Source organism: Sphingobacterium pedocola (assembly GCF_015209965.1).
GTDB classification, from domain to species: domain Bacteria; phylum Bacteroidota; class Bacteroidia; order Sphingobacteriales; family Sphingobacteriaceae; genus Sphingobacterium; species Sphingobacterium pedocola.
This window is the reverse complement of the sequence record NZ_MU158689.1, coordinates 1,346,531-1,370,271: the sequence shown is the minus strand read 5'-3', so window position 1 is coordinate 1,370,271 and position 23,741 is coordinate 1,346,531. Positions and strand designations below refer to the sequence as shown.

25 protein-coding genes are annotated in these 23,741 nt (G+C 44.8%); 9 read left to right on the top strand and 16 right to left on the bottom strand.

Features of this window, described 5'->3' with window-relative positions; genetic code table 11:
• Positions 1–2: 2 nt before the first annotated feature.
• Together C4F40_RS05775 and C4F40_RS05770 are read left to right on the top strand one after the other, a co-directional pair.
• A complete protein-coding gene (locus C4F40_RS05775) occupies positions 3–1,394 on the top strand; it encodes a RagB/SusD family nutrient uptake outer membrane protein (protein ID WP_196938402.1) in 1,392 nt (463 codons plus the stop codon).
• A gap of 11 nt (positions 1,395–1,405) precedes the next feature.
• On the top strand, positions 1,406–2,701 hold the full coding sequence (locus C4F40_RS05770) for a TlpA family protein disulfide reductase (RefSeq protein WP_196938401.1): 1,296 nt from the start codon (positions 1,406–1,408) through the stop codon (positions 2,699–2,701).
• A gap of 50 nt (positions 2,702–2,751) precedes the next feature.
• On the opposite strand, the gene C4F40_RS05765 is transcribed toward C4F40_RS05770, so the two are convergent.
• The 15 genes from C4F40_RS05765 to C4F40_RS21655 all read right to left on the bottom strand — a co-directional run bounded on the left by C4F40_RS05765 (position 2,752) and on the right by C4F40_RS21655 (position 15,008).
• Positions 2,752–3,069: a hypothetical protein gene (locus C4F40_RS05765; RefSeq protein ID WP_196938400.1), complete on the bottom strand. Its 318-nt coding sequence runs from the start codon at positions 3,067–3,069 to the stop codon at positions 2,752–2,754.
• 195 nt (positions 3,070–3,264) lie between these two features.
• Positions 3,265–3,882, bottom strand: coding sequence for a MauE/DoxX family redox-associated membrane protein (locus C4F40_RS05760; protein WP_196938399.1), 618 nt, complete (start codon positions 3,880–3,882; stop codon positions 3,265–3,267).
• 154 nt (positions 3,883–4,036) lie between these two features.
• Entirely contained in the window at positions 4,037–4,756 is a 720-nt protein-coding gene (locus tag C4F40_RS05755) for a 3-keto-disaccharide hydrolase (RefSeq protein WP_196938398.1), read from the bottom strand.
• Positions 4,757–4,940: 184 nt separating this feature from the next.
• A complete protein-coding gene (locus C4F40_RS05750) occupies positions 4,941–5,447 on the bottom strand; it encodes a MepB family protein (RefSeq protein WP_196938397.1) in 507 nt (168 codons plus the stop codon).
• An 18-nt stretch (positions 5,448–5,465) separates the two neighbouring features.
• Positions 5,466–7,670 (bottom strand): S41 family peptidase, encoded by a 2,205-nt coding sequence (locus C4F40_RS05745; RefSeq protein WP_196938396.1) that lies wholly within the window; start codon positions 7,668–7,670, stop codon positions 5,466–5,468.
• Positions 7,671–7,734: 64 nt separating this feature from the next.
• Positions 7,735–8,742 carry an AraC family transcriptional regulator gene (locus C4F40_RS05740; RefSeq protein WP_196938395.1) on the bottom strand — a complete coding sequence of 336 codons (1,008 nt, stop codon included), beginning with the start codon at positions 8,740–8,742 and terminating at the stop codon, positions 7,735–7,737.
• 143 nt (positions 8,743–8,885) lie between these two features.
• Positions 8,886–9,281, bottom strand: coding sequence for a hypothetical protein (locus tag C4F40_RS05735; RefSeq protein ID WP_196938394.1), 396 nt, complete (start codon positions 9,279–9,281; stop codon positions 8,886–8,888).
• 38 nt (positions 9,282–9,319) lie between these two features.
• Entirely contained in the window at positions 9,320–9,853 is a 534-nt protein-coding gene (locus tag C4F40_RS05730; protein ID WP_231389936.1) for a CHAP domain-containing protein, read from the bottom strand.
• Positions 9,854–9,945: 92 nt separating this feature from the next.
• Positions 9,946–10,329 (bottom strand): hypothetical protein, encoded by a 384-nt coding sequence (locus C4F40_RS05725; RefSeq protein WP_196938393.1) that lies wholly within the window; start codon positions 10,327–10,329, stop codon positions 9,946–9,948.
• Between the two features lie 95 nt (positions 10,330–10,424).
• Entirely contained in the window at positions 10,425–11,051 is a 627-nt protein-coding gene (locus C4F40_RS05720) for a fibronectin type III domain-containing protein (protein WP_196938392.1), read from the bottom strand.
• Positions 11,052–11,574: 523 nt separating this feature from the next.
• Positions 11,575–11,853, bottom strand: coding sequence for a helix-turn-helix domain-containing protein (locus C4F40_RS05715; RefSeq protein ID WP_196938391.1), 279 nt, complete (start codon positions 11,851–11,853; stop codon positions 11,575–11,577).
• 21 nt (positions 11,854–11,874) lie between these two features.
• On the bottom strand, positions 11,875–12,633 hold the full coding sequence (locus tag C4F40_RS05710) for a LytR/AlgR family response regulator transcription factor (RefSeq protein ID WP_196938390.1): 759 nt from the start codon (positions 12,631–12,633) through the stop codon (positions 11,875–11,877).
• 20 nt (positions 12,634–12,653) lie between these two features.
• A complete protein-coding gene (locus C4F40_RS05705; RefSeq protein ID WP_196938389.1) occupies positions 12,654–13,733 on the bottom strand; it encodes a hypothetical protein in 1,080 nt (359 codons plus the stop codon).
• Positions 13,734–13,820: 87 nt separating this feature from the next.
• Positions 13,821–14,777, bottom strand: coding sequence for a lysophospholipid acyltransferase family protein (locus C4F40_RS05700; protein ID WP_196938388.1), 957 nt, complete (start codon positions 14,775–14,777; stop codon positions 13,821–13,823).
• A gap of 99 nt (positions 14,778–14,876) precedes the next feature.
• The gene (locus tag C4F40_RS21655) at positions 14,877–15,008 is read right to left on the bottom strand and encodes a hypothetical protein (RefSeq protein WP_262894807.1); all 132 of its coding nucleotides are present in this window, start codon (positions 15,006–15,008) and stop codon (positions 14,877–14,879) included.
• 284 nt (positions 15,009–15,292) lie between these two features.
• Between C4F40_RS21655 and C4F40_RS05695 the strand changes: the two genes are divergently transcribed.
• On the top strand, positions 15,293–15,823 hold the full coding sequence (locus tag C4F40_RS05695) for a cyclic nucleotide-binding domain-containing protein (protein ID WP_196938387.1): 531 nt from the start codon (positions 15,293–15,295) through the stop codon (positions 15,821–15,823).
• A 35-nt stretch (positions 15,824–15,858) separates the two neighbouring features.
• On the opposite strand, the gene C4F40_RS05690 is transcribed toward C4F40_RS05695, so the two are convergent.
• On the bottom strand, positions 15,859–16,110 hold the full coding sequence (locus C4F40_RS05690) for a hypothetical protein (protein WP_196938386.1): 252 nt from the start codon (positions 16,108–16,110) through the stop codon (positions 15,859–15,861).
• A gap of 198 nt (positions 16,111–16,308) precedes the next feature.
• Here C4F40_RS05690 and C4F40_RS05685 point away from each other — a divergent pair, with 198 nt between their 5' ends.
• The 6 genes from C4F40_RS05685 (at position 16,309) to C4F40_RS05660 (ending at position 23,669) form a co-directional block, all read left to right on the top strand.
• Positions 16,309–16,857 carry an RNA polymerase sigma-70 factor gene (locus C4F40_RS05685; protein WP_196938385.1) on the top strand — a complete coding sequence of 183 codons (549 nt, stop codon included), beginning with the start codon at positions 16,309–16,311 and terminating at the stop codon, positions 16,855–16,857.
• A 51-nt stretch (positions 16,858–16,908) separates the two neighbouring features.
• A complete protein-coding gene (locus C4F40_RS05680; protein WP_196938384.1) occupies positions 16,909–17,580 on the top strand; it encodes a hypothetical protein in 672 nt (223 codons plus the stop codon).
• A gap of 4 nt (positions 17,581–17,584) precedes the next feature.
• Positions 17,585–18,820: a hypothetical protein gene (locus C4F40_RS05675; protein ID WP_196938383.1), complete on the top strand. Its 1,236-nt coding sequence runs from the start codon at positions 17,585–17,587 to the stop codon at positions 18,818–18,820.
• 94 nt (positions 18,821–18,914) lie between these two features.
• Positions 18,915–21,299 carry a TonB-dependent receptor gene (locus tag C4F40_RS05670; protein WP_196938382.1) on the top strand — a complete coding sequence of 795 codons (2,385 nt, stop codon included), beginning with the start codon at positions 18,915–18,917 and terminating at the stop codon, positions 21,297–21,299.
• Positions 21,300–21,305: 6 nt separating this feature from the next.
• Positions 21,306–22,511, top strand: a complete 1,206-nt coding sequence (locus C4F40_RS05665; protein ID WP_196938381.1) for a DUF4374 domain-containing protein — start codon at positions 21,306–21,308, stop codon at positions 22,509–22,511.
• A 9-nt stretch (positions 22,512–22,520) separates the two neighbouring features.
• Complete coding sequence (locus tag C4F40_RS05660) at positions 22,521–23,669, top strand: PepSY-associated TM helix domain-containing protein (protein WP_196938380.1); 1,149 nt, start codon at positions 22,521–22,523, stop codon at positions 23,667–23,669.
• Positions 23,670–23,741 lie beyond the last annotated feature (72 nt).

Genomic DNA, 23,741 nt, shown 5'->3' with positions numbered 1-23,741 from the left:
CTATGCAATCACTTAGAAAAATAAGAATACGGATCGCAATTTTGTTAATGCTTCCGTTGCTGCTATGTTGCAGTAAAACAGACTTTCTAGACGTAAAGCCGAATGAATCTATGGCCGAACCGCGTACTTTAGATCATTATCAGGCGTTGATGGACAGCGACGGAGCGATGAACGGAGCAGGTACATCTCTGCAGCTCTACCCGGGAATGTTGGAGTTGGGGACGGATAATGTATGGATTCCCGACACCAGATATATAAACAATATTGACGAGCAGCTGCGCGGTATTTATACCTGGCAGGAAACGCCTTACGCCGGTCTCGAAATACGCGACTGGAATAGACCCTACCTCGCAGTACTGAACTGTAACCTTGTTTTGGAAGGATTAAATGGGTTGCCACGTGATGCTTCGAACGGAGATCAATGGGATGGGATCAAAGGAGCGGCGCTATTTCATAGAGCACATGCGTTCTCGATGTTGTCGAGTCTTTTTGTTCCCGCGTACGATCAGGCTACTGCAGATCTGTTAAAAGGCATTCCCTTGCGGATGAGTGCCGATGTAAATGAAAAACTTACGCTATCTACCGTAAAACAAACATATAACCGGATACTGGAGGACTTAAAGGAAGCGGCCAACTTACTGCCGATGGAAACGCAATACAAAACACGGCCCTCAAAGCGGGCTTGTTGGGCGCTGCTTTCTAGGATCTATCTCTGGATGTCGGACTATGAACAAAGTAATTACTATGCAGATCTCTCGCTGAACGTAAACGACGATCTCTTGGATTACAATATGTATTCGACAACAACAAATTATCCATTCCCACGGTTCAATGCTGAAGTTATCTTCAATTGCAATATGATTTTTTTGACGTCACATTACCGCATGGATACCACCTTCTATCGATCATATGATAACAATGACCTCCGGAAGGCACTGTTTTATAAGTCGCAGAATCCAACGGATGGCTACCGTTTTTATGGAAATTATGATGGTACGACGTATTTCTTTGCAGGATTGGCCAACGATGAGCTATACCTGAATCGGGCAGAGTCCTACGCCCGCATGGGCATGATAGAACAGGCACTTGCAGATCTGAATACCCTGATAGGAAAAAGATGGAGAGTTATCTCTGGTGTGTCGACTTTTGTGCCTTACGGGGAGATGGATCGCGATGCACTTATTGATGTTATATTGGAAGAACGTAGAAAGCAACTGGTCTGGAGGGGACTTCGGTGGCCGGATCTCAAACGGATCAATCTCGAATCGGATCGCGCTACGACACTGAGAAGGATGGTTAACGGGGAACTCTTCGAAATCCAGCCTAACGATCTACGCTATGTATATCCCATTCCTGACCCTGTTTTGAATCTAAATCCGAATATTTATCCTTAAAAAGTATGTTTATGAACCGATTACTTATATTAATATTACTCGTCCTGTCGGGATCGGAAGTGGGAGCTCAGGGGATTTTAAGACATGATAATGATCCCTATGCCCAGTCACACAACGTATTTTATCCTTCTGGAGATACGGGGATCATCTCGATGGATGCTTACAAAGGGAAAATTGTAATTCTCGACTTTTGGAACCGCTTTTGTGTTTCTTGTATACAGCAGATGCCCAAACTATACGATCTGCAGAACAGGTTCGCAAATGATATTATAATTTTGCCCGTGACTGCAGATAATCTCCAGCATACAAGAGAGATGTACAATAGACAAAAGGGCGGCAACTACGAGATGCGGCTTCCGACGATTTATGCGGATACCGTGCTAACTCGACTTTTTGCTATAAAAGGTTTCCCGAAGGCTATCTGGATTAATCGGCAAGGCGAGTTTCTTGCACAGACCGCTGGTGAGGCGGTTGAGGCCACGATGATCCAGATGGTCTCAAGCGGGGACCTGACGTTTTTAGACCGTGTGGCTACAGTACGAGCGGACCGCTTCAAGGACAATTTGTCGACTGTTCCGACGACGACACAGGAAGCAAAGGATGTTTTTTCGCTACGCATCACTCCATACAACAAATATCTTTCTACATCCAGTTTGCTTCAAGAAGATGGGCCATTGGCTAACAATAAGTTAACAATACTCAATAGTACACTACTCGATATCATAAAATCTTTGTATAGCCATAGTGAGAATGTCTTTTTGCAGAACTTGGGAAATGATATGAAAAACCGTAGAATCAGAATGAGTACGGATGTCGCACGGCGATACCTCACAATGGATAGCTTGAGAAATATTAAAGATTTTAGCGCAAAAACCGAATTTAGGGAAACACAGCTACACTGCGTATTCGCTACAGGGCATGACACCATTAACATGAAAGATCTTAAAGCTTTAGCTCTGAAGACGGTCGAGCTGACTTTTGGGATACGAGCATTTGTGCAGCCTGAGAGGCAAGTTTGTCTGGAGATAAAAGATATCCCTAAAGCATTCGATCCGCCGGACTATGCATTAATCAAGTTAGAAAACCGGGTGTCCATAAATACGGGATCGGCTCTTATAAACTTTTTGAATAACAACTTTGTCGATCAACCTCTGGTAGTCTTCGCGAATCCATCGTTTGAAGTAAGTAATCTAGGCTTTGTTCTTGACCGTTCTGAAGGTTATGAGGGCATATTAAGGAGGCTCGGAGAACTTGGTTTTAGTATGCAATTGGAAGAGCGATATGTCGATGTGCTTCGTATCGAATAAATAGAAAGGGAGGCAACTGGGCCTCCCTTCCTTTACTTATGAGCCATCAATTAATTACTCTCCCGATGCTCTAGGACTGGTTGACCGTCTACGATCGCTTCCGTGCCTGGCTCATAGTTGCTAGGAGATGTCATGTTAAAGCTTGTAAAAGCTTTAGCACAGTTCTGATCACCGCCTTCACAGCCAAATGGACTGTTTGCCGAAGGGCTAGGTGCAGAACTTTGAGGAATAAGATTTGTACCCGATGCGTCATACTGAAACCAGTAATAGGGTGTTTGTCTTGCCTCTTTCGCCATTTCGAATGACGATAAACCGATTATAGCTGTTGCTGCAACGAACAACATACTGTGTTTTTTTAAGATTCCCATCTTAGTAAAATTTTATTTGTTTACTAGATCTCCCATTTATTTGACGTATGGAGGAGCTCACATCCCTCGGTCGTGGTTCTAGCTACGCTCTCATCCCTCTAGGGACAGGATCAATCTTTTCCTGTATCCTGCATTGGTTATGACAGGAGGAGTAGACGGCTACGGCGCGACGCGCCGGTTCTGAATTTAGGTTTATCACGTACCGGCCTGCCCGGGGAATAGGGCAAACTTGCGCGGAAACCGACGCGGTAAAATAAAATAAACATTATGTAGAAAGAAACCGGGGCATACGATGTAGGCGCTGAAAAGTTGCACAGCCCGCTTATAGCGCATAAATGAACCTGGTCCGTGTGTGCGTCTTTTGAGGTACCAACCCGCAATGCTCAACCCGATCAGCATCATGTTGATGATTAGATGTGAGCTCCACTCGATATCTCCAAATACCGAAGCGCAGCCACAGGGTAATTCGCCATATACGCCGTGTATCCCCAAGCCGATGTAAATACTAAATATGGATAGCAGCGCAGCGGAAATCAGATAGCCTAGACGGTTTATCCAATGTCCTTCCGGTATGGACATCGCTCGCTGACCTTCGGGATAAAGGGAAAGAAATATTAACGTGAAGATCAACACTTCAACCGCAGGAATTAACCAATATAAGTATTTTGCCCACTGATCAGGAAAAGGTTGGTTTCCCAAAGAAGCATAAAAATCCTGTAAGTGCCACAGATGGTTAAAAGCAATATAGATCCAAAACAGCATCAGGAAGATAGCGATGATGTAGAAGGCGATATGTCTCAATTTACTTTTCATAGTGTCTATATCTTTGTTTCTAGATACGGTTACTTAATTAGTACCGATTGTCTAAAACAAAGGTATAGCACATCTAATAAGCAGAACCGACAGGTTCCGATTTCTTGACCCGACAGGTTTCGAAAAGTAAGATAATTTTGTGGTTCGCCGAGGGTTACAATGGCTTTATAAAAATATTACGAAATGCAATGGAGTCGGTATGGTTTTGTAAGGCAATCTTACCATTACTGTAGGTCGCAAAATCGGGATAGGCTTTCATATGGCTATCCGCCACTTGCTGTCTAAATGTTGCGCTGTTGATGTCCGACGTAAAGGTGAGCTTGTCGTTGAGCCAAAAGCTCACGATCCCGTCTTGCTGTTTTATCCTACTCCGGTTCCAGCTATTGTACTGCATGGGGTTAGAATCTGCAGCCTTACAATCCACACCGTACAGACAACCCGCCCAATGGGTAGAATCTTTTTTGTGCCGTTCTTCGGCATGCGCATTGTCCAGCAGTTGCATTTCAAGTCCTGTTGCAAATGTTGCGGCATACTTCGCATCTTCTTCGACATTGATGAATACACCGCTATTGCCGCCCTTTGCTACTTTCCAGTCAAATAGTAATTCGAAATCACGATAGCTGCTATCGGAAACGAGATCAGCAAATACACCGTCGGGTTTTCGAGGGTCGCAGATAAGCTCCCCATCTTTAACGGTCCATTTTGATGAGGTGTCACCTAGGTTGTATAGGTGCCAGCCATTTAGGCTTTTCCCGTCGAACAAAAGCTTCCAGCCCTCGCGCTGCTGGGCGGAGCTCAGTGTATTGATGCCTTGTTCCTTCGACGTGCAGCCAATGATAAATAGTGCAGCTATGCAATATGATAAAACTTTCATATGTGTATTAATATTTCGTGAGCTCGCAAACTCGTTTTTTTTTAACTTCCATTGCTTTGTCTCGACCAATCGGGATGGATAAAAACCATTCTGCGTGTTTCGTGTCTAAAGATTGCTTCGTCGTCGTGTCTCCTCCTCGCAAAGACGAAAAACTATTTTTGTCATGTACGATAAGCGAAGATAATTAATGTGCTTCTAATTTCAAATGGGCGCTGATCTTTTCCAGTAGTGTATCGTCCATATGGGTTATTTCGTAAAAGTATTGACATTGCCATCTCTGGCTAGCCAGGGCTTGGCGATTTGTCGGCGCATCCCAAGCAGGGTAGAGGCGGAAGCCGCGCTTGCCTTCTTTGTGTGCACTGCTGAGGATCTGCTTATCGGCGAGTGCCGCCTTTGGGAAAATAAATACACCCAATTGATCATCCTGCCGAACAGCTATAATGTAGCAATCAAAAGGATCATCAAGTTGAAAGGGTTGGGTTTGCCCATCTGCACCTCTTTTCCAGAGCGTAACAAACTGTCCGACTTTCTTCGGTGTGATTTTAGCCTTACGGTATTTAACAGACAAGCGATCAAGCCGGAAGTTGAAGCCGCTGTATTCTTCAGCTTCCTGATCGGCTTCAAGGGCGTTAACGCTTAGGCCAAGCGGCTCGAATAAGATTTGTTGCAATATCCGTAGTTCATCCGTCATGCTGCAAAGGTAATGCTATTATTTGCGCTTTATATATTCTATCGCTTGTTCGAGTAATTCGTCTTTTCCATTTCGTATGCCCTCGATAGTCGGTTTAACTTCGATGTCGGGAACGATACCCACCCGCTGTGTTTCCGTGCCATCAGGATAATAAATACCTACTCCCGAAATTGCAGTACGGAGGCCACCGGGAAGCCATATTTCCGAAACATTTCCGTCGGCTCCCGCCGTTGTACTTCCCATGATGGTCGTATTTGTACCAGCCCTAAAGGCCATAGCCGTATATTCGGATTGGCTGATGCTTAACTCGTTGACAAGGACGACGACAGGTCCTTTGTAATGCTTTTGCTTGTTGGTTATTTTTAGATTATCAGAAAGCGTAAAAAAGCCAGGATGATCCAGACTTCCCGTAGTGAACTTCACAAAGGGGCTGCTTCCTGAAATGAAATAAGAGCCTAACGTAAATGGAACGAATGTGGCAGGATAGTTCCTGATATCTATGATGATGCCTTTTGCCTGACCAAAATCCTTCTTGATATGTGTAATGTCTTCTGACTTTATCGTCTGTAAGGTGATGTACCCGATATTATCGTCGAGCATTTTAAAAGATTCAGGCGGTTTTGGGTTGATCCGCGTGTAGGTACGGAGGCTATCACCGGGATAGAGCGTCAATACCTTCGTTTGCTTTGCGCCATTAGCGGAAGTAAATTCGATCTCTATGGATTCCTTATCGGATCGCAACAGATCATATGCCATATTACGCAACTGTGCCGGTTTGTTGGATGCAGGGTAATAGCGTGAACGCTCGGTAATGATATCTCCAATTTTTTTCCCGTCGATACTATGGATTACATCACCGACGACAAGTCCGGTGCTTTCTTTCAGGTCGGGATAGTAAAGGTAGGTTACCGTAAGTTTATCTTCTATAAAACGGGTCTGGAATGTGGGGTAATTAATACCTTTCCATGCTGCGATTTTATTGGCCCCTTGACCTAGATTGGCATGTGTATCGTTAACCTCGGCTATGATTTGGAGTACAGCAAGTTCGTAAGCTAATTCGTCTTTTGCCTGTATAAAAACGGGTAAGTATTCCTTTAACGTCGTATCCCAATTCTTGTCTGTTAAATATTTATAAGGAAAGAAATAGTTGATCATATTCCAATAGCGGTAAAGAGAGAGCAGCCTGAAACCGTCGTCGGGGTATGACATTTTTGCATAGGCTTGTTCGTTTTTAAACAGCGGGTTTCCAACTCCTGCTGCCATGCCAATATAATAGTGTTCGTCACCTGTACGGTTAATATAGACATGTAGTAGTGCCGTTCTTAATTTGTCATGCTGACGTTCGATCCACGAAAAATCAGGCTTTAAACGAGTTTCGGAAGGAGCTTCCAGACAAGGTTGGCATGCTTTTACCTCGCCTAAAGAATAGATCCAACTCACCAAAAGATCATCTCGTTGCGTGTCTATATTTGCATCAATATACTTCGGTAGAAAACGGAACAGTTCATAATCCCAATTGTAGTTTCCTTTGGCAATCTCAGGATGATGATATTTTAAGAAGCCCCAGATTCTACCCAATAGCTCTAAATTATCCAGTTGCTTTGGTGATAATTTGGATAGATTTATAGTAGATCCGTTATCAAACTCCTTGTCTGTTTGGGGCTTTGGTAATTGTTTTTCAATCTCTTGTAGTGTCTGTATGTCTTGACCATCGATCGTGACCACAAAGTCATCAAACCAAGCTTCCCCTTTTCCGGATAGCATACCCGCTACAAGGATAAGTTCTCCATCTTCCGGATAATCGAGCGTGACGCTGTATTTTTGCCAATCTTTGGTGCCTTTTACCTGTTGATTCTGCATGTTATCAAAAACGAGTGATTTGCCATCGCCATCAATACGGAGCAACAACCCGGCAAAGCCTTCAACGTCTTTTATTTTTATGTATCCTTCGAGCTTGATCGTTTTGCCACTGTAATTGGCTGGAATGCTGTACGCAATACTTCCGAAGCTACTACCCGCTTCATCAGAAGTGATCTTTGCAGCGAGATTGCCCGAATGATTAAGCGAATCGACGGATAGATTATAAGTCCCCCATTTAAACCAACCTGTTGCTAAGGCAGCATTTGCTTTTTTTTCTTCAAAACCTAAATTGAATTTATCGTTTTGCTGGGCATGGCAGTATATCGAGATGAAAGTCAATATTAGGGTTAGAATGCTTTTCATAATTATAGAGCGGTTTAAATAAATAACATGCTCTAAAATAACAATTTTTGGACGCTAAATGAAATTATTCTTCTCCCGTTCGCAATCGCCGTACATATTCACTAACACTCATGCCGGCATGTTTTTTAAAGAAACGGGCGAATGCATCAAGAGAACTATAGTTCAAGGAGTAGGCCGTCTGTGTAGCGGTATGCCCCGCGCGGAGATATTCTTTTGCTTTTTCCAGTAGCAGTTCTTCTCGTAGGTCGCTTAACGTCGTTCCAAAATGCCGCTTGTAAGATCGGCTTATGGTATCCGAATCGAGCTTCAAATCGGCTTCCAATCTTTTCAAGCTGGCAGACTGCCCTTCATCTTCAATATACAGCGCCAGCAGGTTTCGGGCATTTACGGCAATGCGCTTATCATGCTGCTCTTTGGTTTGCTCCTGCCCAACTTTTTCCAAGGAGAGTTCGATCAGTTGGATCAGCTTAGCGTAGATAAAAGCTTCGTTATTGAGCTGCTTTGCGCGTAGTTCCCTACAAATGATCTCGATCTGCAGCTTCGTCTGCGGGCCGACTCTAAAATCGATACTGCATTGTGGTTCCGTTGCTTTATCGCGGTAGGCGCTAATCAAGGGCTTAAGAAAATCGTAGGGTCGCTCGTTGCCCTGCCGAAATATCCGCCCACTAAAATAAAGCCCGAAGATCTGCGACCGGCCCTTGGGGAGTTCTATCGCGTAATCATCTGGTGGCAGATAAAGGTAACGCGCCCGCTCGCAAGCGATGTCGGTAAGGGGTTCGGCAGTTGTATCGTATAGAAAGAGGGTCCCATCGCTGGATAATACGTAGAGGATATGCAGATCGCTCCGGTCGATTTCAAGTGGAATCATGCGAGACGCTTCGAGGCTAACATCAAGGTGGTAGAGGAAGCCGCGCTGCCCGTCAAATTCCTGGAGGATTGCCTCGTCGTTACCCGTCTTCCAATAGCTGGCTTCCGCATGTTGCATCAGGAGGGTAGGTTCGAGTTGTAGCGCGCCGAGGCTTTCTACGGAATTAAAATACTCGTGGAGCTGTAAATGGAAACTTTTCTTCATAGTGGGTTATTTAATGGTATTTAAATATGTTGACGAAGTCTACTTCGTATGTAGACTAAAGGTACAAGGAAAAGCAGTCTAAAAGCCGGTAATAGTTGGGAAAATGCTGGTAATAGTTGGGATAATGTTGGTTAAAGTTGGGTTCAGCGCTTGAAGCTGAACCCTAAAATAACGACGAATGCAAGAATCACGTAAAGCCAAAAACTGGGACTGCTTTTGTGCTTTAATTCAACCTGTTCGTCTTGTTGGAGTGTAGTTGTCTCTTGACTGCTCTGCGCATGCTGAAGCATATTGCCTTCCGATTGCCAGTTCCGGACATCAGACTCACGAAGCTCCAGTTGTCCACCTTGGGCTAAAAGTCCCGAATCCGGATGATAATATAACCAGCCATCGGTCCAAAAGGTCCAACGACGCTGGCTACTATCGCGCATAGCGGTGCGATAACCTTCATAGTGCAGCGCTTGCTCTTCTCGACGGGATTGTTCCTGCTGCATAGTTGTCTGCCGTTCTCGATACAGATTACAACTGTAGAAGAGCAAGGGGATGAGGAATAGTATTTTTAGCATGTTCTCTTTCGTTATGGACGGATACTCGCCGACGGTTCATCAATCCAGTTTGATAGGGCATAGATGGTGCGGAGATGCCGGCGTCGGGATTCGACCCGGTTATGGCTATTGCCTTCAATGCTTACAATATAATCGCCTTGCTGCTGCTTGACCAGGCCAACGTGGTTTATCCGCTTGACCGTATTGCTATAGATGCCGAATATATCTGCAATTGCAAACCCGCGAACTTGCGGATCTGCAAATTTCCCTTTCTTCCAATACGTACGGCCATGCGGAAATAACGCTGGGCTCCAGGGGTTGCGAGGTTGCGACAAGTTTGCCTGTCCGTAGCACCAGCTCACAAAAGCCGCGCACCATTCGTATCCTTTGCCCAGATGGGTGTAGCGGAGGTATGTTTCCACACGCTCTCCGTCGTTATGACCTGTTGCTTCCTGAACGCCAAGTTCGGCAGCGGCAATGTTAATGATATTCCCCCTGGCCTCCAAAGACGGAAATCTATTACTCGTCGGGATGACCTGTACATCGTGTACGACTTTATTTACCACGTCATTGCGATGAATGCAATGAAGAAGCAATCTTTGGGGCAAAAGCACAGATTGCCGCGTCGCGGTGCTCCTCGCAAAGACGTGCTTTTGATTTATATCACAATGGCCAGGGCCCAGAGCGCGGCATAGAGCAATAAAAAGAAAACCGAGAAATAAAGGATACATTGTTGCCATGATGAAAGTTTATTAAGATGTGTACTTAGGTTTTGACGGATGGTCTTAAACGGTTGCCAGAGCAGCTCCTGCAACCAAAGGCTACAGAAAATGGCGGCTATGCCACAGATGAGACCGAAGAGGAGCATCGAGAGAATACCAATATCGAGTACCGCTGCTGAAGGATCGACCAATTTGACGATGCTATCTGCCATGATAAAGAAAGTGAGAAGCCAAATGAGATAAAGCGACAGCTTAGATAGGAGGGTAAGGCTTCCGGCCGGCATGGCGGTAAAAGAAGCGCTTTGTTTAAATGTGTTCATGTTGTGTAAAGTTAAAGGGTTAAAAAAACGAGGTGCCCGGCGGAAATAAAAAATGATAAAACCAACAGGGTGCCGAGGCACCTCGAATGCATAAACTATCTTACGATAATGGATGCGCCGTCGCTCCAGTCACCGGCGCCGTGTTGATTGACCGCCCGCACCTCAAAAATGTAGCGGACGCCAGGTTCCAAAGGCGCGATAATCGTAATCCGCGAATCGGTTGTACTGTTACGCTCCGACCAATTATCGGGTTCCGCGGTCTTCGCATACCGATACTCGTAGATGCGTACCTTCTTCTGCATCTGAAACTGCAGGCGCACCTGTCCGGATTGATTCGTATCCATTAACCGTACACCAGTTACCTTTACCGGTGGTTGTGCGGAAGTAGGCATCGGATTGGTCGGAAAGCCGGAACTAAGCAATACGGATAGTACACCGTTGGCCGTAAGGTTAACGTAATACGATAGCTTGGCCATAATGTCGACCAGAATCACACGGCTTTCATTTTTCAAGGCCGTGTCTTCCGGCGCACCGCGTTTGCGTACTGCGGCAAGCTTAGCTGTAAAATCGTCCAGCTGCGTCTGTACATCTTCAAGGGCCGGACTGGGCGTGGCAAAGTGTGTGTTTCCATCCATCGCTCGGAGGATGGTCTGTACCGTGATGACGAGTTCGTCATCTTTCATGCTTTTAAAGCCATTCAGGGCTCTGTGTGTTGTCACCATAAGAGTGCTCATTTAAATTGTAAAACCATGGATCAGCGAAGCGCGCTTCCCGCTGATCTTGAAACAAACCTACTATAGGTGATAGTCGTATTAAGACAGTTGGCCCGAATTGGCCCCAAGATGACCCGAATTGGCCTATATGAGGCCAGTTGATAACCGGTCGGAGCAGGATCGGCCATTTTTGATGCACCAAGTCTGAAGGAGGCATACATAAGTATGACGTAGGATGGGGAAAGTTGGCATCTTAAGGCATCAAGTGCGAAGGAGGGATTAACTGGATGAAAACTTGATGGGGGAAGTTTGGGTTTGGACGCATCATCTTTGCATGTTAATGCATAAAGTTTGAAACTTGTGCACGCCTGTCTGAAACTTGGTGCATCAAGTTTCAATTTGGACGCAGCCGGGCTGGATCTTGATGCATCAAGTTTGAAACTCTTGCAGCCCTCTTCTTAATTTGATGCACCAAGTTGTTGTCTTGGTGCATCAAGATTGACGCCGATGCCGTCTGAAAAAGGCAAAGGTGCTAGATATGGCCCCGACGTTTACGGTCGTTGTACAGCGGCTCAATGTCTTCTTTTCGATAGGTATCAATGTTGCCTATACGGTGCGGCGTCAGTTTTCCCTGATTGACATAGCGCTTGTAAGTACGCTCGCTAATGCGTAGATACTTGATCACATCGTCGCGTAGTAAAATCCCCTGGTCCTTTTTGTCCGCCATCAGGTCCGTATTACTGCTGATGTTTTCCATCAGTTCGTGCATGCGCTTGAGTGTCAGGTATAAGCGGTGTAGGTAGTCCTCCATACGTTTTCTCCTTTCTAATAGTTATACTAATGAATTGTGAATAACCCATAGACCAAAGTCCTTCTGTTTGTAGGTAGCGCCGTATGGTATACTTTGTTTAATCTGATGTAGCTCAATGCTATCACCAACGACTTTGCGGACGTAATCTACGTTGACGATGTAGGACTTGTGGCATCGCTTGAAGGCATCAAACGGTAATCTCGCTTCAATTTGGCCCAGGCCAAGCGCTATTCTCTTTTTGGTATCGTTGTCTAGCCAGATCCAGGTTTCCATGGCATCTGCTTGTAAATAAACGATTTCGCTGAAATCAATGCGCTGTTGGACGAGGCTCCCTGCCTCACGTACGAAAAAGAGGTCGTCTATCTGTGGCGGACGCACGTATGCGGCATCCCAGCTTTCCAGTACCTTATTAATACTATCCATAAAGGTGCTGTAGCTATAGGGCTTTACCAGATAATCCGTGAAACGGAGCCTATAGGTGTCTGCTGCGTATTCGCGATGGGCCGAAGAAGCTATAACCCGGAGTGGCCGGCGCCCCGACGATGGCACAGTAAAGTGTTTGATCTGCTCGAAAATATCCAGACCCGACAGACCGGGCATCTCCATGTCGATTAGGAGGATATCAATATTTAATCGAAAAATTTTATGTAGTGCTACCGCGGGGTCTCTGTCGCTGGATACCAGATGTAATATCTTGGTTTTACGGACAAACTCTGAGATGCTTTTCAAGGCTTCAGGTTCATCATCAACAACCATTACTCTAATTTTTTTTTGTTTCATATGTCTATGTTTAAAATTGATTAATTGCGTAAATAGTGGATTTCTAAATGGAGCTCGAATAGATTTCCATCCATATCGTGATGCAGTAAATATTGACCGGGATATAGGGCGTCCAGATTGTCTCTCAGGCGCCGCAGTCCTGTACCGTCGTGTCCGGTATGCCAGTTCGCTGTTGCGGCACGGGTATTCTGAATGTGCAAAACAAAACTTTCATCTGTCACCCCGATCTGTATGTCCACAAGACAATGGGGGGATGACCAGTCGGTGTGCTTGACGACATCGTGTGCGAGCGAGAGCAATAGGAAGCGGGGAATCTTCCGTCCGGCGACCTTCCCATCGACTGTAATGGCTAATCTTCCCCGGATCTTGTCGTCGTAGAGGGCTGCCAGGCTGCTAACCATGTCGATCTCTCGTTGTAGGCTCATATAGGCCGATTGCTCATAGTTAGAAAAACCCAGCAGAAGGTAGTGTACAATGACTTCCATATGGGGCAACGCACTCGCTTTGCCCGGATCTGTCCAGTCGTAGAGTTCCTGCAATAGATTGCCTAGACCGTGTGACGAGCCTGATCGGATATGCTGCTGTAGCTCATTTCTATGCAGGCTGCGCTGCATCGCGCTGATTTCATTTTTGAGCGACGCAAGGCGCCGTTTGGCGCGCCACTTGAGGTACTGTAAATAGGAGTGCCGCTCGATCAAGACGCTAAAGATGGCATACATGCTGTACCGGACAAAGAAGGGTAGGGTACCCAGTAGCAGATCGTCTAACCGGATGGGCAGATGAGATTTATAGATTACATGTGTCGAGCTACGTGGTAGTAGGTAGAGTAGCGTCAGTACGGTCATATAAAGTATACCATACAGAAGCAGCATCTGGAAGATAAATGTCCTCGGGATGATTTTCTTTTCGATGACGCGCCAAAACAGGTTCCGTACGGCAAGATATACACTGCTGTACACAAGAGCAATAGCACAAGTATTCCACCAGACGAGCTCTCTGTTGTAAGGCTTGTTGAGGTTGTACCAAACAAGTGTGTAACCAACAAGTATAATTAGATGAACAAAAAGTGATCTGGGTCTTTCATAGCTTCGTTTAGTCATAATAGTGTATTTGGGTACATATAGAGACGAGTTCGTCCGTTGCCAAATCGAAATTACTAAACTTATTTAAATATTAAAATAGTTTATCTATCGATAAATCTTTGACAAATTGTCAACAAACCCACTGTTTTGTTGCGAGTATGATAGATCCACCTCTGTTAGTCGACCCGAGATTCGACTCATGACATAATGTTTTTTTGTTGTAGGATAGGGCAGCAGGTCAGCAACTTTTGTGCTGTAGGACTGTTCAATCCCGGAGCGGATCACATCGTGGTGTACAAACAGCCAGCCTTTCCAGTTTGCTGTGTCGCTGGGCAATTGTTTTACGAAGTCACCGCATATGGACTGTAAGCTTAGGTTTGCAAAATCTGTGCGGTTCATCCCTGAGGGACAGTAAGCGCACCCGCTAAAACAGGTCAATGCGTCCCAGGGGGTATGGACAAGGTATAGCGGAACTAGCGGTATACCGTATTGATGAGCCAAATGTGGCAGCGCCGTTCGAATCTGCCACTGGTGTTCACCAAAGGATACAGAAAGTCGGTTTCTACTATTTGCAGTCAATCCCATGTTACCGTCTATAAAAGCAAGCAGCTGCCGTCCTTTACGTAATGCACGATGTATGGACCAAATAGCGCTGGGCTGCTGAACGTTGATCATATCGATATTTTGCAGATTTAGTCGCCGATCAATGTATACACGTCTATAATCGGTATAGGCTTGTGCACTCATCAGTATTGTAAGAGGTGTGCCATCGCAATGATGTAGTAGATGTGCCAGAATCGGATACGGACCAGTGTGAAATGCTATCCAGATACAGCTTCGATTTTGATAGTTGGACGTAATGGCTTGTATACGGGAGATCAGGACCGTATCGATCTCGTCCGGATCGAAGGGCTTAGGCTGTTGCAACGCCATCGTTTGTGCGTAATACCTGGCGCTTTCTTCGAGTGTGATGTCTGGAAAGAGCAAGGTAAGATTGTGGCAGTAGTGGGCAAATTGACGATAGGTTCGTGCATTGCCCGCGGGAGATAGTACGTCTTTCATGGATGTTAAACTATTAGGTTTATAATAATAACAAGTGAAGACCGCTGCCGCGGGTGACCCACGTCGGATCTTCACTTGTGGGTTAATTACATGTCGGGGCTACAGCCACACGAGGTCGTTCTTCTTCTCCCGGTCTAGTAAATCTTCGTATCGAAGAATTTCAGCCAACGCGATTGTCGGAGTTGAAGGGAGCATCATTTGCTCTACGATCATGGATTCGTCTCTTTTCATTTTATTTTTTTTTAAATGTTAAAAGTGTCATCGGAGTAGCGTCCTGCTCCGATGATTAATTGAGCGTGATCACGAATGCGAAAATGCGCTACTTTGTTAAAAATGCGTGGAACAATTTATCAAAGGTTAATAATGCGCTACTACAGTCTGTAGATGCCCTTTAAAAAATTCATCTATCTACAGCGCGCATTCATCTAGTTCTGAAACCTGTTTATAAATAAAATGCGTTGTTTATCGTATTTTTTAATAGTTATGCAGTTATCGATAACCAAATGTGATTGACTATGAAAACAGCTTATTTTGAACTTAAAAGCCTACTTATGGGCTATTCGCCAGATAAAATGGAAGAAGAGTGGCAGGTGTTGAAGAAGCATTTATCATTGGTCTGCTGCGCGGCTGAAGATCGGCTTCCAGTTAGCCCCGGAGATATCTATTTCCTCTCTGAAGGAGTGATTCTTAAATACGACGGCGAAAAGATATGCCGTATTATTAAATCACAGCAGCTCATCTTCGTTCCTTTACACCCACACAATAAGCGGTTCCGCGCCTTGAAGGACTGTCGATTGTTGGTACTGGGAAAATCTAATCTTTATAGTATACTGGAGGGGTATCCAAGAATAGTCCGAATCTATGACGGTTTGTTGGATCTATGGCATGCGCAAAGTCAAGGCCGGGTCGATCTGCTGGCGATGACCAAACTACAGCGGGTGGAATACTTTAAATCAATGCATGTCGATCTGTTCAATTACATGTCACGTCGCGATATCGCCGGCTATGTCAATGTGAGCGAAGAATATTTACGTAGGTTGTTTTAGTAAAACAAGAACTCAGGACATCTGTTAATTTGCCTTTAACTTATATTTCGGTGCTTCAGCTCATCTTCGAGGGCTTTGCCCGTCTTATTATGCTTACTAACCAAAATCCCAGCAAATAGTAATGGACAAAAGGAAAAAAAGGTTACCCCATTTTTCCATATGCTATACAGGGATATACCTATTAATAAGCCAATAAATCCTGCACTTATTATTTTGTTGGATTTTGTTTTCTGTAGCTTGTCTAATAGCTCTTGGTCGCTTAGCGCTTTAATTTCGTCTTCTTTCATAAATTCATCGTAAGGTAGCTCAACTTTTGAATGAAGGTAAAAATTTATTTGATAAGCTGATGTGAAAATTCGTGTTTTTATACTAAAGCAGATTTGAAAATGGACGGCTTTCATCGATGCGGCTTTTTTGTTCAGATTACTCTTGTTTAGATTGATTTTAAATAAGTATATTTGCGCCTGTATGTTGAAACTGCCGAAATGTTTAAATTAGCTGAATCATCGTCGTTGAACATCAATGATGAAACCTTTACCGAAATATATAATACGTATTGGGAGAAAGTGTTTACCATATGTTATAAGAATACCGACGACGTAGAGGTCGCGAAAGAGCTGGTGCAGGATATTTTCAAATCGCTTTGGGAAAGACGCCATACCTTGGAGATCAACACCTCCTACGAACGTTATCTATTGCGGGCTGCTAAGCTTAAAGTTTTTGAATACATCCGCAATAAGCAATTACGGGCACAGCATTTAAAATGTGTTGCTGAACACAGCCAAAAACATTCGAACATCACGGAAGATACCATCATGCAGCGCTCGTTATCAGAAACATTAGAAACGCTTGTCGAGCGCCTACCGCAACATTGCCGTCAAATCTTTCAGATGCGGCATCAAAGGGGATTGACCAATAGGGAGATTGCCGGCCTGCTCACGATTTCGGAACGCACTGTCGAATACCATTGGGCAAATGCTTTGAAGTTGCTGAAGAAAAAGCTAGACGGAAAATACAACGCCGACTTATCCTAACTTTACATATTTATTTTTGTATTTTTGTGCAAACGATCGTGCTAATTGGCTATGGATATTTCCAAAGAACTTATCGCAAAATACCATCAGGGGCGCTGTTCCGAACAGGAAAAGGCGCAGGTGGAAGCTTGGTTAAATACGGATAGTGAAGAAGTGTTATCGGCACCCTTGGAAATAGCGGATAAAAATGCGATAAAAGAAGACATATGGGGCTCTTTAAAGGCCGAAACGATTGAAAAAGAGCCACGGGAGAAAACGGCATTTAACTTTATAAACAACCTCCGCTTGCGTAGCACATATTGGGGTGCGGCAGCCGTTTTAGTAGCTGGTTTTATATGTTTTTGGGTACTCGATAGTGGTAAAACGCCCTTTAACAACCGAATAAAAAGCGATCAAACAGTAGCTGGCAGCGGCATAGCTGGTGTAAGTGTCGTGACAGGCGAAAATAGCAAGGCCAATTTTATTGATAAATTAGAACTCGTTAATTTTTGTGGCACGGTAAAAGTCACCGTAAATAAAACCATGAGACTGGCATTCGCGGCCAAGAATTCGTATGATAATAAGGAATATCGGAAAGAAATGCAGGTAAATGCGGGCGAAACCTATTTTGCCTTGGATCTTGGGGATCATAAAAATAGAGAGATTATTGTCAAAAGTGAGCGTGATTTGAACGATTTACCTCCGTTATTACAAAACTCGTTACGGGCTCAATTCGGCATTTAAGCACATGAAAGAAAAGAATAAGGGGAAGATTGGTGTTGTCTTAATTCTCTTCAGTATGCTGTGTGGCATGCTGTCTTTTACGTCATGCCAGCCGGAGAAAGCAAGGGAAAAGCTTCCTTACAGCATGCTGTTCATGACGACAGATGGACAGCAGTATATCTGGCAGGCCGAACAGCTTGATACCGGTACGGTAGATCCCGTGATAAATGGGGCTTTGCTTGACCGTCCAGCCAAAATCTGGTACTACATGCTCGTTCGCGATGGCTTCTATTATTTTGTAGATTCCAAAACCGAATACCTCATTAAAGGGAAAATACAGGATAAAAAGTTTTTACGGCTAGACTCGGTATATCTGAAAGGATTTAGTTACCCCGACAATGCACTCTTTCTCGATGATACACACCTTTTTATCGTGAACCATAGCGTCGGACGGAAAAAGAAGCATTATGCAGAGATCAATGTACAGGATATGCGTGTACGCATCGACGAGCTCGCTTTGGATGCCCCGGCAGGTCCTTTCGATAATATGTCGGTCGGCTTTGTCTACAAAAGAGGGGAACAGCTATGGATGGGGTATACGTACCATTATACCAATTCGGAAATGGGGTATGGATCTGCCGACACCGTATACGTGGCGCAGTTCTCGTATCCCGAGATGAAGCTCCTCAGTGTCGATAAAGATGCACGTTCAACCTATCCTGGAAACGTTAATACGGCGCAGCAGAATACATTTGAAGATGAAAAAGGCGACTTCTACTTTATGTCTGCTCCGGGAATTGTGCGCGGTGCAAATCCGCAACAGCCGACGGCAATCTACCGGATCAAAGCCGGAGAGCAGCATCTGGATACCTCATACTTTTATAATATATCGGACTCGCAGATCCACAACCATGCGTACGGTATGTGGTACCTGGGTGGCAACAAAGCTATTGTCCGTAGTGAACGGAAAGATCTGTTTCGCGATTATAAAGAACATTACCTGCTACCGCACAATGAATTCTACGAAATCGACCTTTTGGATCCGTCCTACAGCCGTAAATTAGATCTGCCACTCGATAGAGGGTCTTCGCGCACCTGTGTATTGGTAGAGGGTGATACAGCTTACATCACCATAAATGACGGTAAGGGCAATAATGATGTCTGGCTTTACCGAACAAAAGACCAACACCTCGAAAAGGGCTTACATATAGCCGGAAACATCGATTATATCTTTCGCCTAGAGCGGCTACATACCGAGTAAACCACCTTATTTAAATTTATTCTAAAAAAAAATAAGATCGCATTGCGGAAAATACGCAGTTGTGCTACTATGGTATTGTATCAAGTAACGAATCATGGTCGCATTTTTTAGGAATAAGGGGTTCCGCATCAGTTTAATTTTTCTTTTAGCAATGATCCTGCTTCAGGGGCAAGGGCAGACGCAACGACAACAATATGTCATTACGGCGCGGGTCGTCGACACGGATAATATTCCTGTGGAAGGGGTGACGGTAAAAATTGCTGGAACAGCACAGTCGACCCGTACCGATCAAGCCGGCGTATTTCTTCTTCCCGTGCCAAATACCGGAAACTATTCGATAGCATTGAGCAGTATGGGTTTCGAGATACAGCGGCAGGAAATAAAGGCCCAACAGCCGGGCCAGATAAATACCGACCTGATTATCCTTAGCCGAAATGCGCGACAGATGGATGAAGTAGCAGTTGCCGGCCGTTCGGAAACACGCCAACTGAAGGAGCAGGGATTTGCGGTTAATGCGATCGATACGCGTAGGCTTGCTAACACAACGGCCGATCTGAATCAGGTACTTAACCGTTCAACGGGTGTAAAGGTTAGAGAGCAGGGAGGTATGGGGTCCGACTTTGAGTTTTCGGTCAATGGGTTATCCGGCAGTGCTGTTAAATTTTTTATGGATGGGGTGCCGCTAGATATCATGGGGAGCGCAATGTCGCTTAATAATATTCCGGTAAACCTGGCCGACCGGATAGAAGTATACAAGGGTGTGGCGCCGATCGAGTTGGGATCAGATGCGTTGGGTGGAGCGGTCAATATCGTGACGAACAAGTCGTTAGCGAATTATTTGGATATCAGCCATAGTTATGGGTCTTTTCAAAGTAATCAGTCTGCTTTGAATACACAATATGTGCATCATCCCACTGGGCTGGTATTCAAAGCGAGTGGTTTTTTTAACTATTCTAAAAATAATTACCTCATGCGCGATGTAGAGGCGGTGGAGAATAATGCCTTCGTATTACGCGATCTGCCACGTTTTAACGACAGATACCGTTCGTTAATGGGGCGTTTTGAGGTCGGCGTAGTCAATAAATCCTGGGCAGATGCTCTTTTTATTGGGGTAGGTTATACTGATTTTGACAAGCAGGTGCAAACCGGTGTGAGGCAGTCTATTGTTTACGGCAACGTAAGTCGCGACGGAAATGCAAAAGCAGCTAGCCTTCGCTATAGCAAAACAGGTTTGTTGGCCGATAAGCTTGACCTCAGCTTATTTGCAAACTATTCTAGGGACTATAGCGTAGTGGCCGACACGGTGCTCCGCAACTACCGTTGGGACGGCTCGTATACGGAAGGAAATTCGGAGACAGGAACATTTGGGCTAGCGACAGTAAAAAGGCCACGTATATTTACACGGACAAATGCCAATTATCGCCTATCTGACCGTCATAAGCTAAGTTTGAATTATACCCTCGACCAGATCGAGAATAACGCATACAATGCCTATTATGCTGAAAATGATGATATGCCCGGGAAGTTGGGTAAACATATTGTCGGATTGGCATACCAGCACGAATGGTTTGGCCGGTGGACAAACACCTTCATGGCTAAATATTATGGATTGAGTACGGAAAAGCGACAGTATGATTATGGAGTGCAGGGCATGGTGAATGTGTCGGATTACAACAGTTATTATGGTTATGCGATCGCTTCGGTTTATAAATGGACACCGCATGCGGGTATTAAGGCATCGTACGAAAATACGTACCGCTTACAGGATGTTAACGAAATGTTTGGCGATGGTTTCCAGATATTTAACAACCTTGACCTAAAGCCGGAGGCCAGCAACAACATGAATCTGGGACTGTATTACGGGCTGCAGTCGGGCAAGCACGATTGGTTTGTGGAAGCACTCGGTACGTATCGCAACGTCAAGGATTTTATCTCTCCGAATCAGTACGCGAATAATATGATACAGTACCAGAACCTCACCAATAGCTTGGTGCGTGGTGTAGAAGGTGAAGTGCGGTATGGGTATGGAAATTGGTTGTCGGCCATGGTTAACCTGACGTACCAACAGGCGATTGATAATACCAAGTATTTAAATAACGATCCATCTAACGGAATCTCCAGTACGTATGAGAGCGAAATCCCTAACCGTCCGTGGTTATTCGGGAATTTTGATCTGGGCATTACCAAGCAAGGATGGCCAAATCACGACAGCCGCCTGCAACTCAACCTGATGACGCACTTTACGCAGTGGTATTACCGTTCCTGGGCAAATATATCGACCGAAAATTCAACAGAGATTATCCCGAAGCAACTGATCCATAGTGCCATTGTATCCTATGCTACACCGGGCGGGAAGTACAATATTTCGTTTGAATGTAGAAACCTGACAAATGAACTTACGTTTGATAATTTTCGCTTGCAAAGGCCCGGCAGAGCATGCTATGTAAAACTTCGTTACTTATTAATTCAAAATAACTAAATCAACATGTATACTAAATTTTTAAAATTAGCCTTGGTGCTGCTTATATGCACTACTTCTTGTAAGAAAAACAACAATGACGACGATATTCCAGTAGCGGATGATGCGGCCTTTGCCCTGTGGATTCAGTTAGGCACCTGGCCCAATACCAGTTATTATGCGCTTAACGTGAAAGACCTGACGCAGGGATCGGCCAAATTGCAGGGAAATGGGATCGACGTAACGACCAAGCTGAACAACTCTGTTATTGTGAAAGACGGCTTCTATTACTTTTACAATGCAGCGGAAGGAAGATTGGGAAAATATAAGCTTGAGAATGGAGCCGTGAATGTCGTGAAGGAGGTTCCCTTTTCGCACCTGGCTTCGCTGGCTGGTCATACCTGGGTAAATGATCATACACTCGTGATGATCGGCAATAACGCGTCGGGCAACGCCGTGAACACAGTGGTCATCAATACGGACGATCTATCTATTACCACAGGGACTGTTACTGGTCTTCCTGAACGACCTGAAAGCTATAACAAATATCTTGTAGGTGGAGATCTTCAATTTAAAGATGGTAAATTATTTTTTTCGGTAAATATGCAAAATACAACTGCTTTTCGCGTATATCCACGTTTGTACACCATGGCGGTGAGCTACCCGGGATTTGCCGTGACCAAGATCTCTACGGACGATCGATCAGTAGGAGTGGGCAGCACATCGGGATATTTTGCAACTTCTTTTGTGGATCATAACGGCGATATGTACTTCCTGACCAGCTGGAATCTAGTTTGGAACGAAAACGGATCGCGTGCGCCAAAAGGAATCTACCGGATCAAAAAAGGAGAAGATGAGCTGGATAAGACGTATTATGTGGATGTACTACAGGAAACCGGTAAAGAGGCAGCTGCCGGGGTATTTATGGATCTTGGTAACGGAAAGGCGATCTTAAAGGTGCAAGAAACGGAAGGCTATGAAAACACGAAATTCGGATACATTATCCTTGATCTGGCGACAGGAAATGAGGTGCGCAAATTGACGGAGATACCTGCAGGTGCCTCGGGCGAGAGAAACATTTACGTGGAAGATGGTAAAGCCTATATAGCGGTTTTATCCGGACAAGGAACGGATTATATCTGGATTTATGACGCTGACAGCGATAAAGTAACCCGGGGCTTGAGCATACAGGGTGGTTACAATTCCTTTTCTCGTATTGATAAACTGAAATAATACGTTTTAATGATCGAGGAGAAAAAGAATCCCATCCGTTCTAGAAAGAAAAAGCAGAAGAAGGTTTGGTGGAGACGTGCAAACGATTGGTTTCATCTGTGGGTGGGTATTGTATCGGGTATTCCTGTTGTACTTATCAGTCTAACGGGCTGTATCTTAGTCTTTCAAAAGGAGATTACCGAATGGTCGCGCCCCTGGTGGAACGTCGAAAACCTGGGACAAGAAAATCTTCTCCCTCCGTCGGAGATGCGCAAACGGGTAGCACAGCAGATACCGGATATGCACATTCGCAAATTGTGGTACTATGGTGATGATGCGCCTGTAAAAATCGCGCCAGACGATAGTGAACTCTTGATTTATGCGAATCCCTATACTGGAAAGGTATTGGCACAGATTGATCATGAAGATTTTTTCCATGAGATAGACGAGGGGCATCGCAACCTGTGGATGCCCCGTGAAATCGGAAGGGCGGTGGTATCTTGGTCCACCCTTATATTTGGCGTGTTGTTGCTTACAGGTATTGTACTGTGGTGGCCTAAAAAATGGAAAAAGCGGCAGATGAGGCAGGCTTTTACGATTACCTGGAGGGGCAAATGGAAGCGGATCAATTACGATCTTCATAATGTATTGGGTTTCTATGCCCTTTTATTGGGGCTATTAATGGCGTTTACAGGATTGGTAATGGGGTTTATCGTGGTTCGTGAAAGTGTTTTTTCTGCCTTGGGCGGGACGAAAGCGATTGATCCGCCGCTGACCTATGTGATCGAAAAATGGACCAGCCCCCCACCGACAGGTATGGACAAAAAAATGGATGTCATTTGGCATAAAGTGACACACGAGATTGCGAAGCACAATCCATTGGAAATCAGCATTCACTTCCCAAAGGATACCGATGAAGCCATTTATGCATGTACCGATATGACGGGCGGTACATGGCGTGTGCTCTACTTTGATCGCGAGAACCTTAATTTGTTATCGAGTTCGGACAAACCGATGGACGAGGAGGATACTGCAAACTGGTTTATGCGTGCGAATTACGGACTGCACACGGGATACATTGGTGGAATGTTTACCAAATGGCTTTATTTTTTTGCGAGTCTTATCTGTGCATCTTTACCCATAACAGGTTTCTGCGTATGGCTGGGTAAGCGCAAATAGTGGCTACGATCTACTGGTAACCAGATGGTGCCGATATGTTGGGTAGTTAATTTTTTTAACATCAATTGATTC

Bases quoted from the DNA above. Each gene is read 5' to 3' on its own strand.
- C4F40_RS05755 (WP_196938398.1), bottom strand. From the start codon at position 4,756: ATGAAAGTTTTATCATATTGCATAGCTGCACTATTTATCATTGGCTGC.
- C4F40_RS05770 (WP_196938401.1), top strand. From the start codon at position 1,406: ATGAACCGATTACTTATATTAATATTACTCGTCCTGTCGGGATCGGAA.
- C4F40_RS05705 (WP_196938389.1), bottom strand. From the start codon at position 13,733: ATGACTAAACGAAGCTATGAAAGACCCAGATCACTTTTTGTTCATCTA.
- C4F40_RS05725 (WP_196938393.1), bottom strand. From the start codon at position 10,329: ATGAACACATTTAAACAAAGCGCTTCTTTTACCGCCATGCCGGCCGGA.
- C4F40_RS05765 (WP_196938400.1), bottom strand. From the start codon at position 3,069: ATGGGAATCTTAAAAAAACACAGTATGTTGTTCGTTGCAGCAACAGCT.
- C4F40_RS05660 (WP_196938380.1), top strand. From the start codon at position 22,521: ATGATCGAGGAGAAAAAGAATCCCATCCGTTCTAGAAAGAAAAAGCAG.
- C4F40_RS05675 (WP_196938383.1), top strand. From the start codon at position 17,585: ATGAAAGAAAAGAATAAGGGGAAGATTGGTGTTGTCTTAATTCTCTTC.
- C4F40_RS05670 (WP_196938382.1), top strand. From the start codon at position 18,915: ATGGTCGCATTTTTTAGGAATAAGGGGTTCCGCATCAGTTTAATTTTT.
- C4F40_RS05695 (WP_196938387.1), top strand. From the start codon at position 15,293: ATGAAAACAGCTTATTTTGAACTTAAAAGCCTACTTATGGGCTATTCG.
- C4F40_RS05685 (WP_196938385.1), top strand. From the start codon at position 16,309: ATGTTTAAATTAGCTGAATCATCGTCGTTGAACATCAATGATGAAACC.
- C4F40_RS05715 (WP_196938391.1), bottom strand. From the start codon at position 11,853: ATGGAGGACTACCTACACCGCTTATACCTGACACTCAAGCGCATGCAC.
- C4F40_RS05740 (WP_196938395.1), bottom strand. From the start codon at position 8,742: ATGAAGAAAAGTTTCCATTTACAGCTCCACGAGTATTTTAATTCCGTA.
- C4F40_RS05710 (WP_196938390.1), bottom strand. From the start codon at position 12,633: ATGAAACAAAAAAAAATTAGAGTAATGGTTGTTGATGATGAACCTGAA.
- C4F40_RS05700 (WP_196938388.1), bottom strand. From the start codon at position 14,777: ATGAAAGACGTACTATCTCCCGCGGGCAATGCACGAACCTATCGTCAA.
- C4F40_RS05750 (WP_196938397.1), bottom strand. From the start codon at position 5,447: ATGACGGATGAACTACGGATATTGCAACAAATCTTATTCGAGCCGCTT.
- C4F40_RS05760 (WP_196938399.1), bottom strand. From the start codon at position 3,882: ATGAAAAGTAAATTGAGACATATCGCCTTCTACATCATCGCTATCTTC.
- C4F40_RS05665 (WP_196938381.1), top strand. From the start codon at position 21,306: ATGTATACTAAATTTTTAAAATTAGCCTTGGTGCTGCTTATATGCACT.
- C4F40_RS05720 (WP_196938392.1), bottom strand. From the start codon at position 11,051: ATGGTGACAACACACAGAGCCCTGAATGGCTTTAAAAGCATGAAAGAT.
- C4F40_RS05690 (WP_196938386.1), bottom strand. From the start codon at position 16,110: ATGAAAGAAGACGAAATTAAAGCGCTAAGCGACCAAGAGCTATTAGAC.
- C4F40_RS21655 (WP_262894807.1), bottom strand. From the start codon at position 15,008: ATGAAAAGAGACGAATCCATGATCGTAGAGCAAATGATGCTCCCTTCA.
- C4F40_RS05775 (WP_196938402.1), top strand. From the start codon at position 3: ATGCAATCACTTAGAAAAATAAGAATACGGATCGCAATTTTGTTAATG.
- C4F40_RS05680 (WP_196938384.1), top strand. From the start codon at position 16,909: ATGGATATTTCCAAAGAACTTATCGCAAAATACCATCAGGGGCGCTGT.
- C4F40_RS05745 (WP_196938396.1), bottom strand. From the start codon at position 7,670: ATGAAAAGCATTCTAACCCTAATATTGACTTTCATCTCGATATACTGC.